The sequence below is a fragment of the Pseudomonas sp. NS1(2017) genome, assembly GCF_002269425.1.
Lineage (GTDB): Bacteria > Pseudomonadota > Gammaproteobacteria > Pseudomonadales > Pseudomonadaceae > Aquipseudomonas > Aquipseudomonas reactans.
Window position 1 is genome coordinate 5824378 of the sequence record NZ_CP022960.1, and the last position, 19853, is coordinate 5844230.

Here is a 19853-nt window from a genome sequence, read left to right on the forward strand (position 1 = left end):
AGTGTTGGGGCAAGAGCGTTTTGCTTACTTTTGCGCTTTTCAAAAGTGAGCCGCCGTAAGGGCGGAACCAGTATCCGCCGTTACCCAAATAACGGATATGTACTCGGTCCACCCCAACATCCACGTCGGCTATCAGGTCCGCCCCACCGACCCCGACACCGGAAGATCCCCCAACAACCTGAGCCCGGTGCTCTTCACAAACGTCTCATAATCCATCGGTTTTTGAATGCGCGTCTCGGCATTGGGTAGCACATACGCCCAGGCACGTTTGCTGGAAGCGTCGTACACCAGCTTGAACAGGCGCGTCGGCACCCAGACCTTGTTGGCGCCGATGGTGCCGTAGCCAGGGTCGAACAGCGGGCCGGTAAACACGTACACATCGCCACCGGCACGCACGGCAAACTTGCGCACGTCAGCCTCGACCTTGCTCCAGATCTTGCGGTTGTTGGTAGGGTCCTGGGGCACCATGTTCGACAGCGCAAACGACTGCGCCATGGCGTTGGCATTCGGCGTGTCGGCGGCTGGGGATTGGTGGCCACGGTCCACGGCGGGATGCTGGGCGCGGTAGTCGCTCAACTCTGCACGGCCACCTTTGGGAATGCGCGGATCGGCGTAGAACTGGTTGGTGCGCTCCTCGCCCTTGGCGTCTTTCAGGAGTGCGGCATTCAGCCGTTCTACCACCACCAGGGGCGTCTTGCTGGTTTGCGAATAGAGCACTGCAAAATGGTCGGAGCACAGGGCCAGGGGTTTCATCGCGACCGGCACGGTGGCGGTCTTGATCGGTGCGGCGGGGAACAGGTCGGCGCAACTGTCGAAACTGAGCTGTTTTTCCTGTTTGGAATAGAGGTCCGGCAAGCTTCGGGCGTTGGCCCCAGAGGAAAGCAAAACAAGGGCGGTCAGCCCAACGGCAATTTTGCGTAGGTACATGCATTAAATCTTCGAAAGGAAGTGAAGCGGCTGGCTCCGCCGAGCGGAGCCAAGTGGATGATATTGCGAGGATTATTGACTAACGAATGTCAGATTAGTGCCCGACCACTGTAGGTTTTCCCACATCCCGCGCACCTGGCTTGAAGCCATGGGCACTGGCCCCCCAGGCAATCGCCAGCGACACGCCGATCAACACCAGCATGGCCCACGGAAACGACGCCACGCCCCAGGTGTCCAGCAACACCCCGCCGACCACACCGCTGCCGGCAATTGCGCTGTTCCATGCCACCACATTCAGCGACAACGCGACGTCAGCGCCATCCCCCGCCGCATCGGCCAGGGCGGTTTGCAGCAAGGTCGCGGCGCCGCCGAAACTCAGGCCCCACACCGCTACGCCGACGTAGATCACCTCGGGCATATTGCCCAGGAAGCCGAACACCAGGCTTATCGCCGCGAAGGTCGCCAGGCTCACCAGCACGGTCTGGCGCAGCAGCGGCTCGACCAACTTGGCCGTGAGCCAGATCCCCGCCAGCGCGGCCACCCCGAACACCAACAGCACCAGGTCAACCCGCTCCGCCAATCCGGCAGGCGCTACGAACGGCGCGATGTAGGTGTAGAGAATGTTGTGGGCCAGCATCCAACTGATCACCACCGCCAGCACCGGCCGCACGCCCGGCGTGGTCAACACCTTGCCCAAGGACAGGCGTTGATGCGCAGGTTGAGGCGCGTAGTCCGGGACTTTCACCAGCACCCACGCAATCAGCACCAGGCTCACCGCCGACATCAGGCCAAAGGTCGTGCGCCAGCCCACCAGCCCACCCAGCCACGTACCCAACGGCACACCCAACGACAACGCAATCGGCGTCCCCACCATCGCCAGTGCCAGTGCCTTGCCCTGTTGATGCGGCGCAACCATGCGCCGGGCGTAACCGGCCAGCAGGCTCCAGGCCAACCCGGCCGCCACACCGGCAAAGAACCGCGCCACCAGGGTCACGCCGTAGTGAGACGACAACGCGGTGATGGAGTTGAACAGCAAAAAGCCGACGATGGTCAGCAGCAACACGTTACGCCGCCGCCAGCCACGGGTGGCGATGGTCATAGGGATCACTGCCAGCACCGAACCCAAGGCATAGGCGGTGACCATCTGCCCGGCCATCGACGGCGAAATCGCCAGGCCCTCGCTGATCAACGGCAACAGGCCCGCCGGTAGCGTTTCGGTGACGATGCAGATGAAGCCGGTCATGGCCAGGGCAAGTAAAGCACCGATGGGCAAACGGTCGGATGACGCCGGTAACGTAAGTGAGGGGGTCACGGGAAACTCCTTGAGCGGGACTTAGATACTGATCGATATAAATGTTGCAGGCGCACACATCACATTGTCAACGACTTATGTATCGACTAGTATTTATCTCGCTATCCACCGGAGACCAGACATGGCACAGATGGGCCGCCCCCGCACTTTCGACCGTGAACACGCCGTGGACCAGGCCTTGCACCTGTTCTGGCAGCACGGCTACGACGCCACGTCGCTGGCGCAGCTCAAGACCGGCTTGGGTGGCGGCATCTCCGCACCGAGTTTTTACGCGGCCTTCGGCTCCAAAGAGGCGCTGTTCGACGAATGCGTGCAGCGTTACCTGGCGACCTACGCCCAAGTCACCGAATGCCTGTGGGACGAAAGCCTGTTACCGCGTCAGGCGGTTGAAACAGCGCTGCGCCAGTCGGCGCGCATGCAGTGCGAAGACGGCCACCCCAAGGGCTGCATGGTGGCGCTGGGGGTGATGAGCGCACCGAGCCCGGAGAATGCGCGGGTGGCGGATGGGTTGACCCAGTCGCGGCGGCGCACCCGTGCGGGGATTGTGGCGTGTGTGGAGCGGGCGATCCGTCTGGGGCAATTGCCGCAGACGGTCAACCCGGAGATGATGGCGACGGTGTTTGACAGCTTTTTACAGGGCATTTCGATCCTGGCGCGGGACAATGTGCCCCATGCAACTATCGACGCAGCGATCAGCCAACTGCTGTTGACCTGGGATATCGCCGCCTCTACTGCGCCGCCCATTCGTCCCGACACTGCATCAGGAAATCCACAAACGCCCGCACCCGATGCGGCACATAGCGCCCATGGGGATACAACAAGGTAAACGGCCGCGAGCGTCCGCCAAACGGTTGCAATACCTCCACCAGGCTGCCGTTGGCCAACTCCTGCTCGACAATGAACTTGTAGGTCTGGAACAGCCCCGCGCCATGCTTGGCCAGCGTCACACCGCCGAGTACATCGTCGGAGCAGCTGTACCCCGCCTCCCCCGCATATTCCTGCGCCTTGCCGTCCACCTGGAATAACCATGAGATGCGCCGGCCATTGCTCGGCAATTCATACTGGATGCATTCATGGGCAGGCAAATCTTCCAACGTCTGTGGGATGCCGGCGCGCTTCAGGTAGGAAGGAGATGCCACTACCACCAGTTCGCCATCTTCCAGCAGGCGGGCAATCAGCGACGAATCCGGCTGGGCCCGCACGCGGATGGCCAGGTCATACCCTTCGGCGACAAAGTCGATATTGCGGTTGCTGATGTGGATATCCACCGTGACTTCTGGGTACAGCGCACGAAACTTCGGCAGCAGCGGCAACAAGCGGTGATGGGCGTAGGTGGTAGGAATGCTGATGCGCAGCAGGCCCGACGGCACGGCCTGTGCGCCCATCACTTCCTGTTGGGCTTCCACCAGTTGGGTCAGGGCTTGGCGGCATTGCTCGAAGAACGTTCGGCCGCTGTCGGTGAGACGAATGCTGCGGGTGGTGCGCACAAACAGGCGTGAACCCAGGCGTTCTTCCAGGCGCGAGATGCTGCGGCTCACGGCCGCCGGGGTGACACCCGCCACCTGCGCGGCGGCGGTGAAGCTGCTGGCTTCGGCGGCGAGGCAAAATAACTCGATGCTGCCTAGCTGCAAATCTTCGAAATGGCGCTTCATAGGGGGATACCGGGGATTTCGCTCAGGGCTGCCACGCTAGCGTCACCGGCCCTGAGCACGCAAGCGCTAGCGTAAAACCGGCACCGGCTCGGCAATGGTCAGCAACACGACGAAACTGGCAAAGGAGCCGATCGCCATGAACAGGAACACCTGGGACCAGCCGTAACTGTCGAGCAGCAACCCCACCAGAAACGGCGCTGCCGCACCGCCTAACTGCCCGCCCATGTTGACGATGGAACTGGCAATCGGAAAGGTCTTCTTGGTGGCCAGGCCCATCGGGTAAACCATGTAGGACGAGTAACCGATGCTGATCAAGGTGCCAGTGAGGAACAGCAGCGCGGCGTACAAGGTCGGGTCATTCGGTGAGTTGATCAGCGCGTACATGGTGCCGACCGTGGCCAGCGCCGAGAGCATCATGCCGGGCTTGCGCCGCTTGCCCAGCACGCGGTCGGACAGGATACCGCCGAGCAGGTTACCGCAGATCGCCCCCACCCACGGCGCCGCCGAGACAAAGCCCATGTTCATGATCGAGAACTGTTTGACCGTCATCAGGTAGGTGGGAATCCACGACAACAGCACCATGGTGATGCCCACCTGGAAGCTGTAGCTCAGCGCACAGCCGACCACGTTCCAGGACCGAAACAACCCGCGACTGGTCGCGATAGGCTCCACCGGTTTGACGCGAATTAAAGCGTCCAGGCGCTTGAAGTGCCGTTGCGCGCCTTCGCTCTTCTGGGTGATGACGTTGTTGGTTTCATCGGTGATGTGCGCCAGCTCGCCGGCATTCACAAAGCGGCTTTGCGCCGGCTGGTTGGCCACCAAGAAGTACCACGCGATGGACAGCACAATACCCGGCACGGCAAAGATGTAGAAGATCTCACGCCAGCCCCACATCGCCACGATCGCCACGCACAAGGGTGGCACGATCACCGGGCCGAACTTCACCGCGGCCAGGAAAATACCCGTCGCCGTGCCCTTCTCCTTAGCCGGGAACCACTGGTTGATGGTCGACGCGATGCCAATCGGCAGCGGGCCTTCGGCAATCCCCAGGGCAAAACGATAGATCTTCAAGGCCAGCACCGAATTGACCGTGCCCATCAAGGCGGTGAACACCGAGGTGGCGATCATCGAAAACGAGAAGATCTTGCGCACCCCGAAACGGCTGGAGGCAAAGCCCGAGGGGATCTGCGCCAGCGCGTAGGCCAGCAGGAAGACACTGAGCAACGCACCGGCTTCGGCGTTGGTCATCGGGTATTCCTCGCGGATAAACGGCAAGGCCACGCCCAGGTTGGCGCGGTCGGCCGAGGCCACGGTGTACACGAGAAAAAACAGCCCTGCGACGATCCAGCGGAAACGCGACGGTTTTTCAGCGGTGGAGACCTGAATACTCATACGGGATACCTGGTTTTATTATTGGAATGTGCCGTGTGTGTCGAATCCGGGGTGCAGGCTCCCGCTGAGGCCGGCTCAGCCACCTCAGGTCTGGCGTTTCTTTGGGTCCCTGTGAATGTCAGGCAGGAGTCATTGCCCGGTCTCGTGGCGCCGACTCTAACGTATATTGTTTTAGTTTTGTATTTTTTTATGGACGAACGGGCGACTCACTGCGCCGCGCCATGAAGCGCAGGTAGGCCATGCGGATATGGGTTTGCATGGCGCGCTGGGCCAACTCGCCATCGTTCTGCTCGATGGCATAGGTGATGTCCAGGTGCTGCTGCAGGCTGCGCTCCAGGTCGGCCGGGCGGTAGAGGAAAAACGAACGGGTGATCACCGGCATGTCGATCAAGGTCGCGAGCATCGACTTGAGCCGCTGCGAACGGGCGATCTCCAGTACCTGCGCGTGGAATGCACGGTTGGCCTCCTGCACGCGCAGGGTCACATCGGGCCCCTTGCTGGCGATGGCATCCGCCATCAGCGCGTTGATACGGTGCAGTTCAGCCACGTCCTGCGGCGTCGCGCGTTGGGCGGCGAGCAGCGCGGCATGGGGTTCGAGCAACTCGCGCAAGCTGAACATTTCTTCCAGGTCCCACTGGGTCCAGCCGGCGACAAACACCCCACGGTTGGCCTCGATCACCGCCAGGCCGTCGTCCACCAGCTTCTTCAGCGACGCGCGCACTGGCGTGCGGCTCAGGCCGAATTCCTTGCCCAGCGGCTCTTCCTTGAGTTGCGTACCAGGCTCGTATTGGCCGGCAATGATGCGGTTTCTCAAGGTCTCGTAGATGAGATCGTTGGCCATGTTTGCCTTCTGTGTCGAGGTGGGTCAGGGCTCTGCCCCGGGGTGCCAGCAGCGGATTCTGAGGCTTGTCGCACGCCAATGACAGTGTACCGTCCGCGCACTTTGTACAAAAATCGTTTGCAATCACCGAAATTGTATTTTAATTGTATTGCCACCTGAATCCGGAGGCGACATGAAAATAACAATCGTAGGGCTCGGCGAAGTCGGCCGTTGCTATGCCCAGGCCTTGGCGTCCAATACCACCGTGGAGCTGCTGTTCTGCGAGCAACGCATCGCACCGGCGGCACAACGATTGGCGGACCAATTGGGCGTGCCGATCCACTCTCGTGTAGGTGACTGGCTGGCCGAATCGGACTGCGTACTGTCCTGCGTGGTGGGGACGCAGTCTCTGGAAGTGACCCGTGAATGCCTGGCGTACCTCAAGCCCGGCGCGCTGTTTGCCGACCTCACCACCGCCGCCCCCGAGCGCAAGCGCCTGGCCGGTGCAGAGGCCGCCCGGCAACGGGTCGACTACGTGGACGTCGCGATCATGGGCGCCATCGCTTACCTGCGGGAAAAGACCCCACTGCTGTGCTCCGGCCCAAAGGCAGATGCATTTGTCGAACTGTTGCTCGCCGCAGGGGCTACCGCGCGCGCCATGCCCGCCAGCCAACCCGGCGATGCAATCACGCTGAAAATCCTGCGCAGCGTCTTCACTAAAGGCATGGAAGCACTCGCGGTGGAAGTATTGCTGGCGGCCGAACGCCAACAACTGCGCCCCGCCCTCTATGAAGTGCTCAAGGACATCGACCAGGCACCTCTGCCCGCCTTCCTGGAAATGCTCGTGTCCACCCACGTGGTGCACGCCACACGGCGCTTGCATGAAGTCGAAGAAGCCGAGCGCCAACTGGCCTCGCTCGGCATTGCCAGCAGCGTACTCAGCGGCGTGCGCCAGCGCTTCAGCCACAGCAGCGAAGGCCTGGCGCTGGAACCGATCACCGAAGAAAAACCGAGCCTAGCCCAAGCATTGGATTGGCTCGGCCGTCATACCCCAGCCGCTTGAACAGCCCTTATAAAAACGGAACGCCACCATGCCTGTAACCCAAGACCAACTCGACACCCTCAAACAACTGGGCACCGCCACCATCCACGAAGCCCAGGGCCAGAAAGGCGCCTTGGACAGCGGCCTGCGCCCGGTCGACCCGAGCCTGCGCCTGGCCGGCCCGGCCCTGACTGTAGACTGCCGTCCCGACGACAACCTGGCCATCCACTACGCACTGACCAAAGCCAAACCCGGCGATGTGCTGGTGGTGGACGCCAAGGGCTTCATGGAAGCCGGCCCCTGGGGCGACCTGCTGACCCTGGCTTCACAAAAACTCGGAATAGTCGGCCTGGTCATGAACGGCGCCGTGCGCGACGCCAACGCCATCATCGAGATGGGCTTCCCGACCTTTTCCCGCGGCCTGAGCATCAAGGGCACCAACAAATGCCAACCGGGCAAAGTCAACGTGCCCATTGTGATAGGCGGCGTGAACATCAACCCGGGCGACATCATCGTCGGCGACCGCGATGGGCTGGTGGTGGTGGAGCAGGATCGCGTTGAAGAAGTGATCCGGTTGAGCCGTAGTCGGGAAGATAAGGAGGATGGGATTCGGGCGGGGCTGGAGGCTGGGAAAAGTACGGTTGACCTGCTGGGGTTGGCGCCGACGCTGGAGAAATTTGGGATGCGCTGAACCCTCAGCGCTGATGGAAGCCGCCCCCTATGGCGGCTTCTTTCGCTTTATTCGAGCCAACTTTTTTCACCCCCGCCACCAGACGACACTGCCTGTCGCCACCTCGATGGAGGATGCCCTCAACGAACCCAGAGGTGCCTCCATGAAAGCTCTAGCCTGTTTCGCCATCGGCGTCGTAGTCGGTGTGGTTCTGATGAAAAACAACCAGGCCTTCGACGAACTACAGAAAGAACTCGACCGTGAAAAACGCCGGAACACACCCCCCAATGCGGCGTAGCCCCACACAATGATGGCATTTCGCCTTGGCTAGTCCGGCGGTTAATGTTAAAAAGCCATCAATGGAATTGCTCGCAGGCTCAGTACGACCTGCAGCTCATCAAGGTCGATTCGAGCACTGTTGCCCCATGTCAGATCCCAAAGACCGTCTATTCAGGCACCTGGCCCTGCTACGCCTGATCCCTCGCGAACCGCGCAGTATTTCCACCGCCGAGCTGCTGCAGAGGCTCAGGGCCGAACAGTTCGACCTCGACTTGCGCACTCTGCAACGCGACCTTACCGGACGTCTCGGCCTGGATTTCCCGTTGCTCTGCGATGAAAGCCAACGCCCTTATCGCTGGAGTTTCCCCAAGGACACGCCGCAGTTCGACTTGCCCGCCCTCGACACGCCCACGGCGTTGGCGTTTGCCTTGGCCGAGAGCCATTTGGCCAAGCTGCTACCGCCCAGCGTGTTGAACCTGCTGGCGCCACACTTCGAGTTGGCACAGCGCCAACTCCAAGGTTTGCAACACAACACTCTGGCGCATTGGGCAAAGCACGTGCGCGCGGTGCCCAATGGCAAGGCTCTACAACCGGCACCGGTTGAAGATGCCGTGTGGTCCGACGTCGCCGCTGCGCTTCTCGAGGCACGGCAACTGGACATCGTGTACCAAAGCCGCAGCAAGGGCGACCAAAAGACCCTGCGGATACACCCGGCGGGAATAGTGTCGCGGCACTCGGTGAGCTACCTGCTGGGCACGGTTGCGGGTTACAACGACGTGCGTCAGTTTGCCCTGCACCGCATCCACCAGGCGACATGCCTGGAAGAAGCCGCCCATGTGCATGCCGACTTCGAGATCGATCACTACCTGCAGGGCGGTGGCTTCAACAGCGCAGGCCCGGTCGCACACCACACGTTGATCGCCGACGTCGCCCCCTCGATTGCCTGGCTGCTCAAGGAAACACCGCTCAGCGCCGAGCAAACTCTTACTCCACTGCCTGGCAGCGATTGGCAACGCCTGCACGCCCAGGTGCCAGACGACCAGGAAACCTTCTGGTGGGTGTTCGGCCTTGGCGAAAGTATTCACCTGCATCAACCCGTCAGCTGGACCCAGGCCATCGCCGAAAAGCTGAGCAAGATGATCGCGCTGTACACCCCTGACTACGCCCGACAGGAGGCTCAATGAAGCCCTACGACCCAAACGCTCGCCGGGACCAGACCCAGGCGGACATCGCCCAGACCGCCACCGCGCTGTCCACCAGTGAAGTGGTCAACCGCTTTGGCAGCGCCAATGCCGAGTACATCAAGGGTTTCACAGGTATCGACAATGAAGTCGGCGTCACCTTGAGCAAAGGTCTCAAGGGCATCAGCACCGAAGGCACGGGAATCAAACACCGTGCGGGCTGGGCCGGTGAGGTGGCCAGCACCAGCCGCGACAATGCAGAGGCGATCATCAGCAAGTCGACCGAACGCACGATTCGCAGTGATGACCTGAAGCGCTACGGTATCCAGACCGACAGCAAGTACCGCGAAGCCGTCGACCGTGTGAAAGTGAATGCCAACGGCGACATCGTCTACGAAGCCCAGACCAAACTGGAGGCCAACGGCAACCGCGTCGCCAACCAGGTCAGCCACGAAGACCACAAGTACAAAAAGTATTTCGGCAAAAAGCTCGAGCTGCCCAGCGAACAAGTGGATGACGCCCGCGCCTACTGTCGCAAGCGAGCAGCAGGCCTGCGCGAGCGCGCCGACAAACTTGAATTGAATGACCAGAGGGACCTGGCAGAAAAATTCCGCGAACGCGCCGACAAATTTGATCAACTGGAACGCGAAGACATCGTTGACTTGGGCATCACCACCGAGCAGGCCATCGACTACGTCAAGAATCCCAAAGGTGAAACCCTCAAGGACATTGGCCGCACCAGCCACCGGGCAGGTGTCGAAGGCGCAAAAATCGGCGCCGTTGTCGGTGGTTCGATTTCGTTGATGACCAACCTGTTCAGCGTCGCTCTGGAGCAAAAACAACTGGGAACAGCGGTACAGGACTTGGCCATCGACACAGCCCAGGCCGCCGCACTTGGCTACGGTACGGCGTTCGTCGGTGCTGCCATCAAAGGTAGCCTGCAGCAATCGGGCAACCAGACACTGCGCACCCTATCAAACACCAATGCGCCGGCGATGATCGTCGATATCTGCCTGTCGCTCGGTGGCTCGATCAAGCGCTACGTCAACGACGAAATCAGCGAGGCGCAATTGCTGCATGAAGTCGGCGAAAAAGGCGCCGGCATGCTCTCCAGCGGCATGATGGCGGCGCTGGGGCAAGTGGCGATCCCAATCCCCTTTGTGGGTGCCGCGATTGGCGGAATGATCGGCTACACCTTGTCCTCCATGTTCTACAAAGTGGCTCTGGAAGCCGCCGAAGGCGTAGAGCACTCCCGCATTCACTTGGCGCGTGTGCAGGCCATCGAGGCCGCTGCGCGCCAGAGCATTGCCGACGAACAAGCGCGCCTGGACGCATTCGTGCGCAGTGAATTACCGCAACTGGAACAGGCGACGCAGCAGTTGTTTTCCACTGCCGGAATTGCCAGCAACCACATCGACACGATGGCCGCCGCCATCAATCAATACGCCGGTTTATTGGGCCAAAAACTGCAGTTCCAAAGCATCGCCGAGTTCGATGACTTCATGGACTCCGACAGCCCGCTGACCCTGTAATCCGCTCTTCGCTTGAATAAAAGGATGCCCCACTGATGCTGATCAAACTGCTGTCCGATGCGGACAAACATCACCTTCTGGACCTCGCCAAGTTACTGGCGATTGCCGACAAACCTCTGCTGTGGGACGGCAAGCGTGCCGACGAGCTGACTTCCGGCACAAACCTTGACGCTCTGACAATTGAGGAAGGTGAACAGGAGCGCGAGGTGATTGCCGACCTCGAACATTCCGTCGGTAAACGCCCGAGCCTGGCGGACTTCATGGAGTTCTTCGGCGACGAGATCAACGTGAAGGCGCGCCTGATCGAAGCACTCAAGAAGTACCCGGTGCCCAAGGCTGGCAACCCCGAAACCCGCGTACTGGCTGCGACCTCGGTGCTTAAGGAAATTATCAAGGGCAAGTCATTCGAGCTGCCGTCGGCGCCCAAAGTGATCCTGTTCGAACTGCTGCTGGTATCACTGCGCGATGGCCATATTTCCAGCATCGAGTGGGCGCTGCTCAAGGAATTCCAACAACACCATCGCTTGGAAGATTTCATTTTTGACGACCTGCTAGAGCGCGCCGAAACGCTGAACCGGGAAGTCAGTAAAACCATTTCGATCATCCTCGAGTAAGGAAACAGAGCATGCCAATTCCCCTGATCATTGGTGCCGTCGCAGCTGCTGCCGGCCTGTACGGTGCGGCCAAAGGCGTCAGTGGCGCAATTGACCACAGCAACGCCAAAGACCTCAACAACGATGCGCGAAACCTGGTGAATACCGCCAACTTGAAGGTTGAAGAGCAGCGCAAGAAAACCAACACCACCCTGGAAGATTACGGCCAACGCAAACTGCGCGCGTTCAACGGCGTGGTAGCTGAGTTTATTGAAACCTTCGAACGCCTGAAAAACGTCGAGCTGTCGCAAAGCCCTGAGTTGGACAAACTCAACGCTGGCGATTTCACGAGCAAGACCCTGACCGGTCTGCGTCAGGATTATCAAGCACTCAAGGATGCTGGCCTGGGCCTTGGCGCTGGCATGGGCGGAGGTGCAGCGCTGGCCTTCGGCGCCTACAACGGCACCATGCTGCTGGCAACTGCCAGCACCGGCACCGCCATTTCATCCTTGGGTGGCGTGGCGGCAACCAACGCCACCCTCGCCTGGCTGGGCGGCGGGTCGTTGGCAGCAGGCGGCTACGGCATGGCCGGTGGCATGATGGTTCTGGGGGGGATCGTCGCAGGTCCGGCGCTGGCGATCTTCGGTCACGTACTGGGTAACAAGGGTGAAGAAGCCCTGAATAATGCACGCAGCAACATGGAACAAGCGCGCACCCTGCGTGACCAAGCAGACCTGCTGACCGCAAAGCTCACCGCCATTGATAAAGTCACGGCGCTGGCCAACAGCACGTTCTCCAAGATCAGCTCGCAACTACGCCGCAGCGTCAGCGAACTGAAGAAAGTGATCGAGCAGGAAGGCGTGGACTACCGCACCTTCTCCAAAGAGAGCAAGGAGGTGGTGTTCGCCTCGGTGAAATTCGCCCAATTGATCAAGGCGATGATCGACACCGCCATCCTCGACAAGGATGGCAATCTGGTCCTTGCTACCAAGAAGCGCATCGACGATGTAGCGGCGGTGGCCAGCGGTCAGAAGGCCAGCCTGGACGCTCCCGCAGCCTGAGTAATCCAGCGCCCGCGCACGCCGCGCGGGCGCTTTGCTTTCTGCACAAGGTCTGATACCCGTGGACACTTTTCCCTGTACCCAGTGTGGTTTGTGCTGCCAGCACGTCAACCTGGCGCCTGAAACGCAATTTCTTGATCGTGGTGACGGCACCTGTCGGCACTACGCTGCCGCGACCAAGGGTTGCGCCATCTACCACGAACGCCCGGCCATCTGCCGCGTGGACCAGCAATTTACCGAACGCTATGCCGAGCACTTTACCTGGACGGAGTACGTGCGTTTGAACCTTGAGGTATGCGCTACTCTTCAGGCCAACGCGCAGCTTATTCCGATTCGCACAGTGCAATGAATGGGCTCGCGCCTGCCAGGCTGATGCACTGAAGCGCAAGAAGGGTGGTGGGGTCCACCAATACCACACGGTGCTGGTTGATCTGAAACGACTCACTGTGCGCCAACACCAACGGCAACTCCGTACACCCCAGAATCAACACTCTCGCCCCCTGCTCACACAAATGCTCTGCCACTAGCAGCAACTGCTCGCGACAGACGCCCTCGGTAAATCCGGCCTTGATACCCCGCTCGCCATAAATTGCTTCCATCACCAGCGCCTGGTAATCGAAACCGGGCGTGATGAGTTGCAACCCTGAACGCCGCGCCGCCTGGTGATAGACCTGGCTTTGCAAGGTGCCGGAAGTCGCCAGCAAACCGACCGCCTGGCCACTGCCGTAGGTGTGCACGATCCACTCCACCGTCTCGCTGAGCATGTTGACGATGGGCACGCGCAAATGCGCCTGGATGCGTTCGACAAACGCATGGGCGGTGTTGCACGGGATCGCGATGGCTTGGGCGCCAGCGCTTTCCAGGCGTTTGCAGGTGGCGTACAGGGCCAGGGTGGGGTCGGTTTCGTCGCGCAACAGGTTGGCGGTGCGGTCGGGGATCTGTGGGTTCTGCTCCACCACCATCTTGATATGGTCCTGGTCCTTGCCCGCCGGAGTGTGGGCGACCACCTTGCCCATGAAGTCCACAGTGGCCGCAGGGCCGACGCCGCCGACGACGCCCAGTTTGAACGGCGGCTGGCATGCCGGGCCGTAGGCCTGGGTGGCGAATTCGGCATAGATCTGGTTGATATCGAGCACGCTGATGCCGCGCCGTTGCAGGTCGCCGCACACCAGCGACAGCTCGGTCATGCCCGGCACGATCACCGTGGCGCCCTGCGCTTGCAATGACAGGCACGCCTGGTAGACCGACTCCAGCGGCACGCCGTCGAGGTGGCCGTCCTTGATGCCGTTGACGCCATACATGGCCTCCATCAACGCGACCTGGGCGTGGTCCTCCGGATACACCAGGTTGAAGTGCTGGCCGAGGTGCTTCTCAAACAACCCACAGTGGCGCACGAAGTCCGACGCAACCACGCCCAGGGTGGTGCCCGGTGTGACATTGCGCAGGATGTGCCGGACGAGTGCCTGCATCATGTCCAGCACGGGAATACCCAGCTCCTGCTGGATTTCCTCACGAAAGGTCTGGCTGGCGAAGCACGGCAGCAGTACCGCATCCACGCCACTGTCTTCAAAGGTCTTGCACACCTGGAACACATAGAATTTGCGCGCGGTCATGCTCGCGTGGCGGTCCAGGGGCAACAACACATCCTTGAACGGGTGCTGCTCAAACAGGAAGTGATAACGACCCTGGTCCTCCAGCACGGCCTTGGACTTGACCAGTTTGTAGAACAGATCACCGCCCGCCAGCGAGCCGAGCCCGCCGACGATGCCCAATCGAGAAGTGGTGGTCATGTGCGCACCATTTGCGGCAGCTCGGCAAGTTCTTCCTCGGTTTCGGATTTCGCGACCACCGCCGTGGCGATACTGTTGCCCACCACGTTGGTGGCAGTGCGCGCCATGTCGAGGAACTGGTCGATACCGATGATCAGCAGCAACCCGGCTTCGGGCAGGTTGAACATCGGCAATGTTGCCGCTACCACCACGACCGAGGCCCGCGCCACACCGGCCATGCCTTTGCTGGTGATCATCAGCGTCAGCAGAATCAGCAGTTGCTGGGTGAAACTCAGGTCGATGTTGTAGGCCTGGGCGATAAACATGATCGCGAACGCCTGGTACATCATCGAGCCGTCAAGGTTGAAGGAATAGCCCAGCGGCAGCACGAAACTGGAGACGCGCTTGGGCGCGCCGAATTTCTCCAGGGCCTCCATGGTTTTCGGGTAGGCCGACTCGCTGCTGGCCGTGGAGAACGCCAGCAGGATCGGCTCGCGGATCAGCTTGCCGAGGGTGAACACCGAACGCCCGAGAAACAGGTAGCCGGCGGCGAACAGCAACACCCAGAGCAACGCAATCCCCAGATAAAACTCGGCGATCAACTTGGCGTAATCTGCCAGCAGGCCCAGGCCGTTGGTGGTGATCGCCGAGGCAATCGCGGCAAACACGCCGATCGGCGCGAAGGCCATCACGTAGTCGGTGATCTTGAACATCACCTTGGCCAGCTCGTCCACGGTGTCGGTAATACGCGTGTAACCGGCGCGCTTGACGCCAGCCAGCGCGAAGCCGAAGAACAGCGAAAACACCACGATCTGCAGGATCTCGTTGTTGGCCATCGCCTCGGCAATGCTGCGCGGGAACACGTGACTGATAAAGGTCTTGAGACTGAAGTCCCCAGTGTTGATCGGCACCGCCGCCGTGGCGTGCTGCACCACCTGCATGTTCAACCCGGCGCCCGGCTGGAACAGGTTGACCAGCGCCATGCCAAGCATCAGCGAGACCAGCGACGCCGTGACAAACCAGAGCATCGCCCGCATCCCGATACGCCCCACCGAACGCGAACTGCCCATGCTCGCGATGCCGCCCACCAGGGTGGCGAACACCAGCGGTGCAATGATCATCTTGATCATGCGCAGGAAGATGTCGGTGACCATCGAAAAGTACCCGGCCAGCTCCTTGGCGGCCTGCTCGCTGCCGGCATAGTGGTGACACGCCCAACCCACCAGCACGCCCAGGGCGATGCCGACTGCAATGCGACGGGGAAGTTTATTCTTGTTCACAGGTGCGGCCCTCGGATGGCTTTTGTTGTATGCCGAAGATTCTAGGGACAGCCCCAACCACCATGATGAGTAATCCGGCTAACCCCATGCGCTTTTGGAATAGTTTGCAAAAAGCCAAGCCCCGCTTGGGCGCGGCCGCTTACACTCAAGGCTCATAGTCTGGAGAACCGGCATGCAGATCAAATGGTTGGATGACCTCCTGGCAATCGCCGAGTGGAAGAACTTTTCCCGCGCCGCCGAAGTGCGCTGCGTGACTCAATCGGCCTTGTCGCGGCGCATTCGCTCACTGGAAGACTGGGTGGGTGTCGAGCTGGTCGACCGTGGCACCTACCCGGTGCAACTCACCGCCGCAGGCGTCGCCTTCTGCAGCGAAAGCCGCGACGCCCTGGCCGGTCTGATGCGCCTGCGCGCCAGCCTGCGTGAAGTGGAGCGCATGCCGGGCCGCTCGATCCAGGTGACCGCCGGCCACAGCCTGTCGATGACCTTCCTGCCCAAGTGGCTGGCGCAATTCCAGCGGCACACCGAGCAGTTCAATGCGCGCGTAGTGGCGGCAAATATTCATGATGCGGTGATTGCGCTGGAAGAAGGCAGCTGTGACCTGATGATCGTCTACCACCACCCGCTGGCGCCGATCCTGCTGGATGCGGAGCGCTTCGGCAGCCTGGCGTTGGGGCATGACGCATTCATCCCGCTGTGCGCCGCGGACAAACGTGGCCGGCCGCTCTATCGCCTGCCGGGAACTGCGGAAAAACCCGTCCCGCACCTGGCGTACACCGCCACCACGTTCCTGGGCCGGGTTGCGGAAATCGTGATCAAGAACGGCCCTGCTCCCGCTGTGCTGGAGCGCTGCTACGAAGCCGACATGGCCATGCTGCTGATGCGCATGGCTATCGAAGGTTATGGCGTAGCGTGGCTGCCGCAGAGCGCGGTGGTGGATGAGTTGGAACGTGGGCTGCTGGTGCGTGCCGGGGGAGAGGAATGGAGTACGCGGTTGGAGATTCGCTCGTATTGCGCGATTGAAAACCAGAACCCGACGATGAGGAAGTTGTGGCGCACGCTGGAAGGCTGGCGCGCAGACGTTTGATCCAGCGATCAACACCGGATCTTTTTCTGCATTGACATATCGGTAAATCTCGATATTCTCATGCCATGGACCTACTCGAAATATTCAAAGCTCTCTCAAACCGCACTCGACTCGAAATCCTGAAAGGTTTGAAGGACCCCGAAAAGAATTTCCCTGCCCAGGATGAGGGGGACGTTCATACCGTGGGCGTCTGCGTCAGCAGTATTCAGGAAGGCGTCGGGCTGTCGCAATCGACCGTGTCTGATTACCTGGCAACGTTGCACCGCGCGGGCCTGATCGAAACCCGGCGCATCGGCCAGTGGACCTACTACAAGCGAAACGAAGCAACCATCCGTGCGCTTGCCGAGATCATCGGCAAGGACCTGTAATTTTTTATCCCAGGATATCGACAATTCCCGATATCCCTTTTTGCCGAAACGAGGTATTACAATGAAAGCGATGAGGCTTAAATCATTTGGTGGCGCGGATGCGTTCGAACTCTGCGAAGTGCCCAAGCCAGCACCACAGACCGGTCAGGTCCTGGTACGGGTTCACGCCACCTCCATCAACCCGCTGGATTATCAGGTACGGCGCGGAGATTACGCCGACCTGGTGCCACTCCCGGCTATCACCGGTCATGACGTCTCCGGCGTTGTCGAAGCCATCGGCCCGGGCGTGACGAACTTCGCGCCAGGTGACGAAGTCTGGTACACCCCGCAGATATTCGATGGCCCTGGCAGTTATGCCGAATACCACGTGGCGGCCGAAAGCATTATCGGGAAAAAACCTCCCACCTTGAGTCACTTGGAGGCAGCCAGCCTGAGCCTGGTCGGGGGGACGGCATGGGAAGCACTGACCGTACGCGCAGCGCTTCGAGTGGGGGAAAGCATCCTGATACACGGCGGCGCTGGCGGCGTTGGCCACATAGCGATCCAACTGGCAAAGGCGATCGGCGCAAGGGTGTTCACGACCGTGCGCGAAGCCAATATTGAGTTCGTTAAAAGCCAGGGTGCCGATGTGATCATCGACTACGAAAAAGAAGACTACGTCGACGCGATCCTGCGGGAAACGGATGGCCGTGGCGTCGATGTGGTGTTCGACACCATTGGCGGCAACACCCTGTCGCGCAGCCCCGACGCCCTCGCACAACTGGGCCGTGTGGTCTCGATCGTGGACATTGCCCAGCCACAGAACCTGGTCCAGGCCTGGGGCAAGAATGCGAGTTATCACTTCGTATTCACCCGGCAAAACCGCGGCAAGCTGGATGAGTTGAGCAGCTTGGTTGCGCAAGGCCAACTGCGCCCTCACGTTGGCGCCGTCTATGCACTGGCCGACATCGGACTCGCCCATGCGCGACTGGAAAGCCGCAACAACGGCATCCAAGGGAAGATTGCGATTGCTGTCGAGCCGATTGAAGGAGCCACGCCATGATTTACGAGATCGCCCTGCTTCCCGTTCACAAACAACACATGGATGCGTTCCGGCAGGCCTTTGCGCAGGTCGCACCATTGCTCGCCCGCGCGAAAGGCTACCAGGGCCACATGCTCGCGCAAGGGATCGAAACACCTGAGCGATTCAATCTGATCGTGCGCTGGGAATCGCTTGAGGATCACACGCCGGGGTTCGAAGCGAGTGAGGATCATCAGGCGTTCATGTTGGGTCTGGAGGCGTTTTTTTCGGAGGAACCGCAGGTGTATCACGTGGAGGGGCCAGGGTTTAGCGTCTAGAGAAATCCAGGACAAAAAAAGCCTGCATCGCTGCAGGCTTCTCTTTATGTCGCTAGCTGGCTCCACGACCTGGACTCGAACCAGGGACCCAATGATTAACAGTCACTTGCTAGCTGTTAGGCGCACTGGGGCCACGACGAAATGTGGCGCAGAAAATAGGTTAGCTGCATAGCGTGGGTCGCATGAATGCGTCACGCCAGGAAAGTTAGTCGGGTTGGGGTGGCTTGTCAAAGCCGGGCAAAGCAATGACCTGTAGGAAAAGGAGGCGCCCTCTGTCAGCTACCGAGTAACCTTTATGCCTCACTTAACTTCCTGACCAATGTAGCCGCCACAGTAGCTTTTGCCGCTTTTCGCTACTTTAGCGCGGAGCTTTTTCAATGCGGCTAAAGGCATCGATGTAAGCAGCCTTCAACGCAAGACTAACAGCATTTAGTGTTTCGGACTTAAGATAGGCTAGATCCTGACTAACCAACTCTTGGCCTGCCCTCTTTATTTTCACACGCGACTGCCCGGTATATTTAGCCGTCCCGATATACACCGAGAGACTCGCTTCGCACGCATAATAATCAGGACTGTTCCACGTTTTGACAAAAATCCGGTCGATCTCGACTCTGGTTTTTATGCTCGCATCTGCATCAGACCCGATAGACCTTTTGGTGAACTCAGACCAATCGGTGACTGGGATATTAGCGAAACCCTCGTACAGGCCCACGTTATAGTTGGCCGCATGCCACACCACCTTACTACGCTCGGAACAGGGAGCGCAGCGTTCATCGCCAGATAGGCTGGTTATCGTTGAGTGAATAGTTTTGTTTTTGATCGCAGACAGTTCTGCATCTGTGGTGTAGGCCGCGAAGTGCAGTTGATTGGTTACGCAGCCGGACAAAAGAAAAAACAAAACCAACAACATACTAGATTTCACTACAACTCCTCCTTCTCTCGCAAGCACTTATACAATCACGACATTATTTAATCCTGAAACAGGGTTAAACCTATTTCAAATCCCGCGTCAACTTTTGATGCTTGCTCACCTAGCAGATGGGCCAGATTTATTTTTCTGCACTGCACTGGGTACACCACTTATATAAATCCGTCCCGTTTCCTTTGCTTGAGCATCGAATTCGTACGCTCGAGCAAGCAGACTTTCTCAACGCCCTTATGGATACCTCACCCTACAAACTTCTCTCCCTGCTGAAATGACACAACAAACTTTCTCCAACCTAACAAAGCCTTTTCAAAGTCATCCAAACTAATTGTAACTGCGAACTCTTCATCATGAAGCGAGTAGATTTTAACCTCACTTATTGAAATATCAGCTGCCCAAGTTTCACGCACCCAATCAGTGAAGTCTTTCTCGGCGTTTTTCACTGAGAGTATCCTACTCAACCCCTCATCCAGCCAAGAAATAGTGCAACCCAGAGGTAGTCCTCCATCGTCAAGCAAAAGACACGCAAGAAGATCAACGTCATTTGGCCCTCCCACATCCGTGCTGCACCAGGGAGTTGGATCACCCATTGACTCTTCCAAATAAAAGTTAATTTTCATTCCAGCCC

Annotated in this window: 22 protein-coding genes and 1 tRNA gene; 13 read left to right on the forward strand and 10 right to left on the reverse strand. The window is 59.6% G+C overall.

What is annotated here, in order from left to right; translation table 11 throughout:
- Positions 1 to 132: 132 nt before the first annotated feature.
- The gene (locus tag CI807_RS27200) at positions 133 to 927 is read right to left on the reverse strand and encodes a DNA/RNA non-specific endonuclease (RefSeq protein ID WP_095016966.1); all 795 of its coding nucleotides are present in this window, start codon (positions 925 to 927) and stop codon (positions 133 to 135) included.
- Between the two features lie 94 nt (positions 928 to 1021).
- Entirely contained in the window at positions 1022 to 2239 is a 1218-nt protein-coding gene (locus tag CI807_RS27205) for an MFS transporter (RefSeq protein WP_095016967.1), read from the reverse strand.
- A gap of 121 nt (positions 2240 to 2360) precedes the next feature.
- Between CI807_RS27205 and CI807_RS27210 the strand changes: the two genes are divergently transcribed.
- On the forward strand, positions 2361 to 3065 hold the full coding sequence (locus tag CI807_RS27210) for a TetR/AcrR family transcriptional regulator (protein WP_095016968.1): 705 nt from the start codon (positions 2361 to 2363) through the stop codon (positions 3063 to 3065).
- Here the strand turns inward: CI807_RS27210 and CI807_RS27215 are convergent.
- The 3 genes from CI807_RS27215 to CI807_RS27225 form a co-directional block, all read right to left on the reverse strand.
- Positions 2968 to 3891 carry a LysR family transcriptional regulator gene (locus tag CI807_RS27215; RefSeq protein WP_095016969.1) on the reverse strand — a complete coding sequence of 308 codons (924 nt, stop codon included), beginning with the start codon at positions 3889 to 3891 and terminating at the stop codon, positions 2968 to 2970. The two genes, CI807_RS27210 and CI807_RS27215, sit on opposite strands and share 98 nt — an antisense overlap.
- Before the next feature lie 66 nt (positions 3892 to 3957).
- A complete protein-coding gene (locus tag CI807_RS27220) occupies positions 3958 to 5283 on the reverse strand; it encodes an MFS transporter (RefSeq protein WP_095016970.1) in 1326 nt (441 codons plus the stop codon).
- Positions 5284 to 5470: 187 nt separating this feature from the next.
- On the reverse strand, positions 5471 to 6124 hold the full coding sequence (locus CI807_RS27225; RefSeq protein ID WP_095016971.1) for a GntR family transcriptional regulator: 654 nt from the start codon (positions 6122 to 6124) through the stop codon (positions 5471 to 5473).
- 172 nt (positions 6125 to 6296) lie between these two features.
- Between CI807_RS27225 and CI807_RS27230 the strand changes: the two genes are divergently transcribed.
- The 8 genes from CI807_RS27230 (at position 6297) to CI807_RS27265 (ending at position 12810) form a co-directional block, all read left to right on the forward strand.
- Positions 6297 to 7166 (forward strand): NAD(P)-dependent oxidoreductase, encoded by an 870-nt coding sequence (locus CI807_RS27230; RefSeq protein ID WP_095016972.1) that lies wholly within the window; start codon positions 6297 to 6299, stop codon positions 7164 to 7166.
- A 28-nt stretch (positions 7167 to 7194) separates the two neighbouring features.
- The gene (locus tag CI807_RS27235) at positions 7195 to 7836 is read left to right on the forward strand and encodes a 4-carboxy-4-hydroxy-2-oxoadipate aldolase/oxaloacetate decarboxylase (RefSeq protein WP_016976423.1); all 642 of its coding nucleotides are present in this window, start codon (positions 7195 to 7197) and stop codon (positions 7834 to 7836) included.
- A 13-nt stretch (positions 7837 to 7849) separates the two neighbouring features.
- Positions 7850 to 8113, forward strand: coding sequence for a hypothetical protein (locus CI807_RS27240; protein ID WP_016976422.1), 264 nt, complete (start codon positions 7850 to 7852; stop codon positions 8111 to 8113).
- A 127-nt stretch (positions 8114 to 8240) separates the two neighbouring features.
- Complete coding sequence (locus tag CI807_RS27245) at positions 8241 to 9278, forward strand: YafY family protein (protein ID WP_095016973.1); 1038 nt, start codon at positions 8241 to 8243, stop codon at positions 9276 to 9278.
- Positions 9275 to 10807, forward strand: a complete 1533-nt coding sequence (locus CI807_RS27250) for a hypothetical protein (RefSeq protein WP_095016974.1) — start codon at positions 9275 to 9277, stop codon at positions 10805 to 10807. Before CI807_RS27245 ends, CI807_RS27250 begins: the two co-directional genes overlap by 4 nt.
- Positions 10808 to 10842: 35 nt before the next feature.
- The gene (locus CI807_RS27255) at positions 10843 to 11421 is read left to right on the forward strand and encodes a hypothetical protein (RefSeq protein WP_016976419.1); all 579 of its coding nucleotides are present in this window, start codon (positions 10843 to 10845) and stop codon (positions 11419 to 11421) included.
- An 11-nt stretch (positions 11422 to 11432) separates the two neighbouring features.
- The gene (locus CI807_RS27260; RefSeq protein ID WP_016976418.1) at positions 11433 to 12461 is read left to right on the forward strand and encodes a hypothetical protein; all 1029 of its coding nucleotides are present in this window, start codon (positions 11433 to 11435) and stop codon (positions 12459 to 12461) included.
- Between the two features lie 61 nt (positions 12462 to 12522).
- On the forward strand, positions 12523 to 12810 hold the full coding sequence (locus CI807_RS27265; RefSeq protein WP_177409604.1) for a YkgJ family cysteine cluster protein: 288 nt from the start codon (positions 12523 to 12525) through the stop codon (positions 12808 to 12810).
- On the opposite strand, the gene CI807_RS27270 is transcribed toward CI807_RS27265, so the two are convergent.
- Together CI807_RS27270 and CI807_RS27275 are read right to left on the reverse strand one after the other, a co-directional pair.
- A complete protein-coding gene (locus tag CI807_RS27270) occupies positions 12785 to 14251 on the reverse strand; it encodes an amino acid racemase (RefSeq protein WP_095016975.1) in 1467 nt (488 codons plus the stop codon). The two genes, CI807_RS27265 and CI807_RS27270, sit on opposite strands and share 26 nt — an antisense overlap.
- Positions 14248 to 15510, reverse strand: coding sequence for a dicarboxylate/amino acid:cation symporter (locus CI807_RS27275; RefSeq protein WP_095016976.1), 1263 nt, complete (start codon positions 15508 to 15510; stop codon positions 14248 to 14250). Before CI807_RS27275 ends, CI807_RS27270 begins: the two co-directional genes overlap by 4 nt.
- A gap of 172 nt (positions 15511 to 15682) precedes the next feature.
- On the opposite strand from CI807_RS27275, the gene CI807_RS27280 reads away from it, so the two are divergent.
- The 4 genes from CI807_RS27280 to CI807_RS27295 all read left to right on the forward strand — a co-directional run bounded on the left by CI807_RS27280 (position 15683) and on the right by CI807_RS27295 (position 18300).
- Positions 15683 to 16594, forward strand: a complete 912-nt coding sequence (locus tag CI807_RS27280; RefSeq protein WP_095016977.1) for a LysR substrate-binding domain-containing protein — start codon at positions 15683 to 15685, stop codon at positions 16592 to 16594.
- Positions 16595 to 16659: 65 nt separating this feature from the next.
- Complete coding sequence (locus tag CI807_RS27285) at positions 16660 to 16962, forward strand: helix-turn-helix transcriptional regulator (RefSeq protein WP_016976414.1); 303 nt, start codon at positions 16660 to 16662, stop codon at positions 16960 to 16962.
- 61 nt (positions 16963 to 17023) lie between these two features.
- Positions 17024 to 18004, forward strand: a complete 981-nt coding sequence (locus tag CI807_RS27290) for a zinc-dependent alcohol dehydrogenase family protein (RefSeq protein WP_095016978.1) — start codon at positions 17024 to 17026, stop codon at positions 18002 to 18004.
- Positions 18001 to 18300: an antibiotic biosynthesis monooxygenase gene (locus CI807_RS27295; RefSeq protein ID WP_095016979.1), complete on the forward strand. Its 300-nt coding sequence runs from the start codon at positions 18001 to 18003 to the stop codon at positions 18298 to 18300. Before CI807_RS27290 ends, CI807_RS27295 begins: the two co-directional genes overlap by 4 nt.
- A 57-nt stretch (positions 18301 to 18357) precedes the next feature.
- On the opposite strand, the gene CI807_RS27300 is transcribed toward CI807_RS27295, so the two are convergent.
- The 3 genes from CI807_RS27300 to CI807_RS31365 all read right to left on the reverse strand — a co-directional run bounded on the left by CI807_RS27300 (position 18358) and on the right by CI807_RS31365 (position 19845).
- Positions 18358 to 18430: transfer RNA gene (locus CI807_RS27300), tRNA-Asn, on the reverse strand.
- 228 nt (positions 18431 to 18658) lie between these two features.
- On the reverse strand, positions 18659 to 19222 hold the full coding sequence (locus tag CI807_RS27305) for a hypothetical protein (RefSeq protein WP_095016980.1): 564 nt from the start codon (positions 19220 to 19222) through the stop codon (positions 18659 to 18661).
- 245 nt (positions 19223 to 19467) lie between these two features.
- Positions 19468 to 19845: a hypothetical protein gene (locus CI807_RS31365; protein ID WP_157742082.1), complete on the reverse strand. Its 378-nt coding sequence runs from the start codon at positions 19843 to 19845 to the stop codon at positions 19468 to 19470.
- Positions 19846 to 19853: the final 8 nt, after the last annotated feature.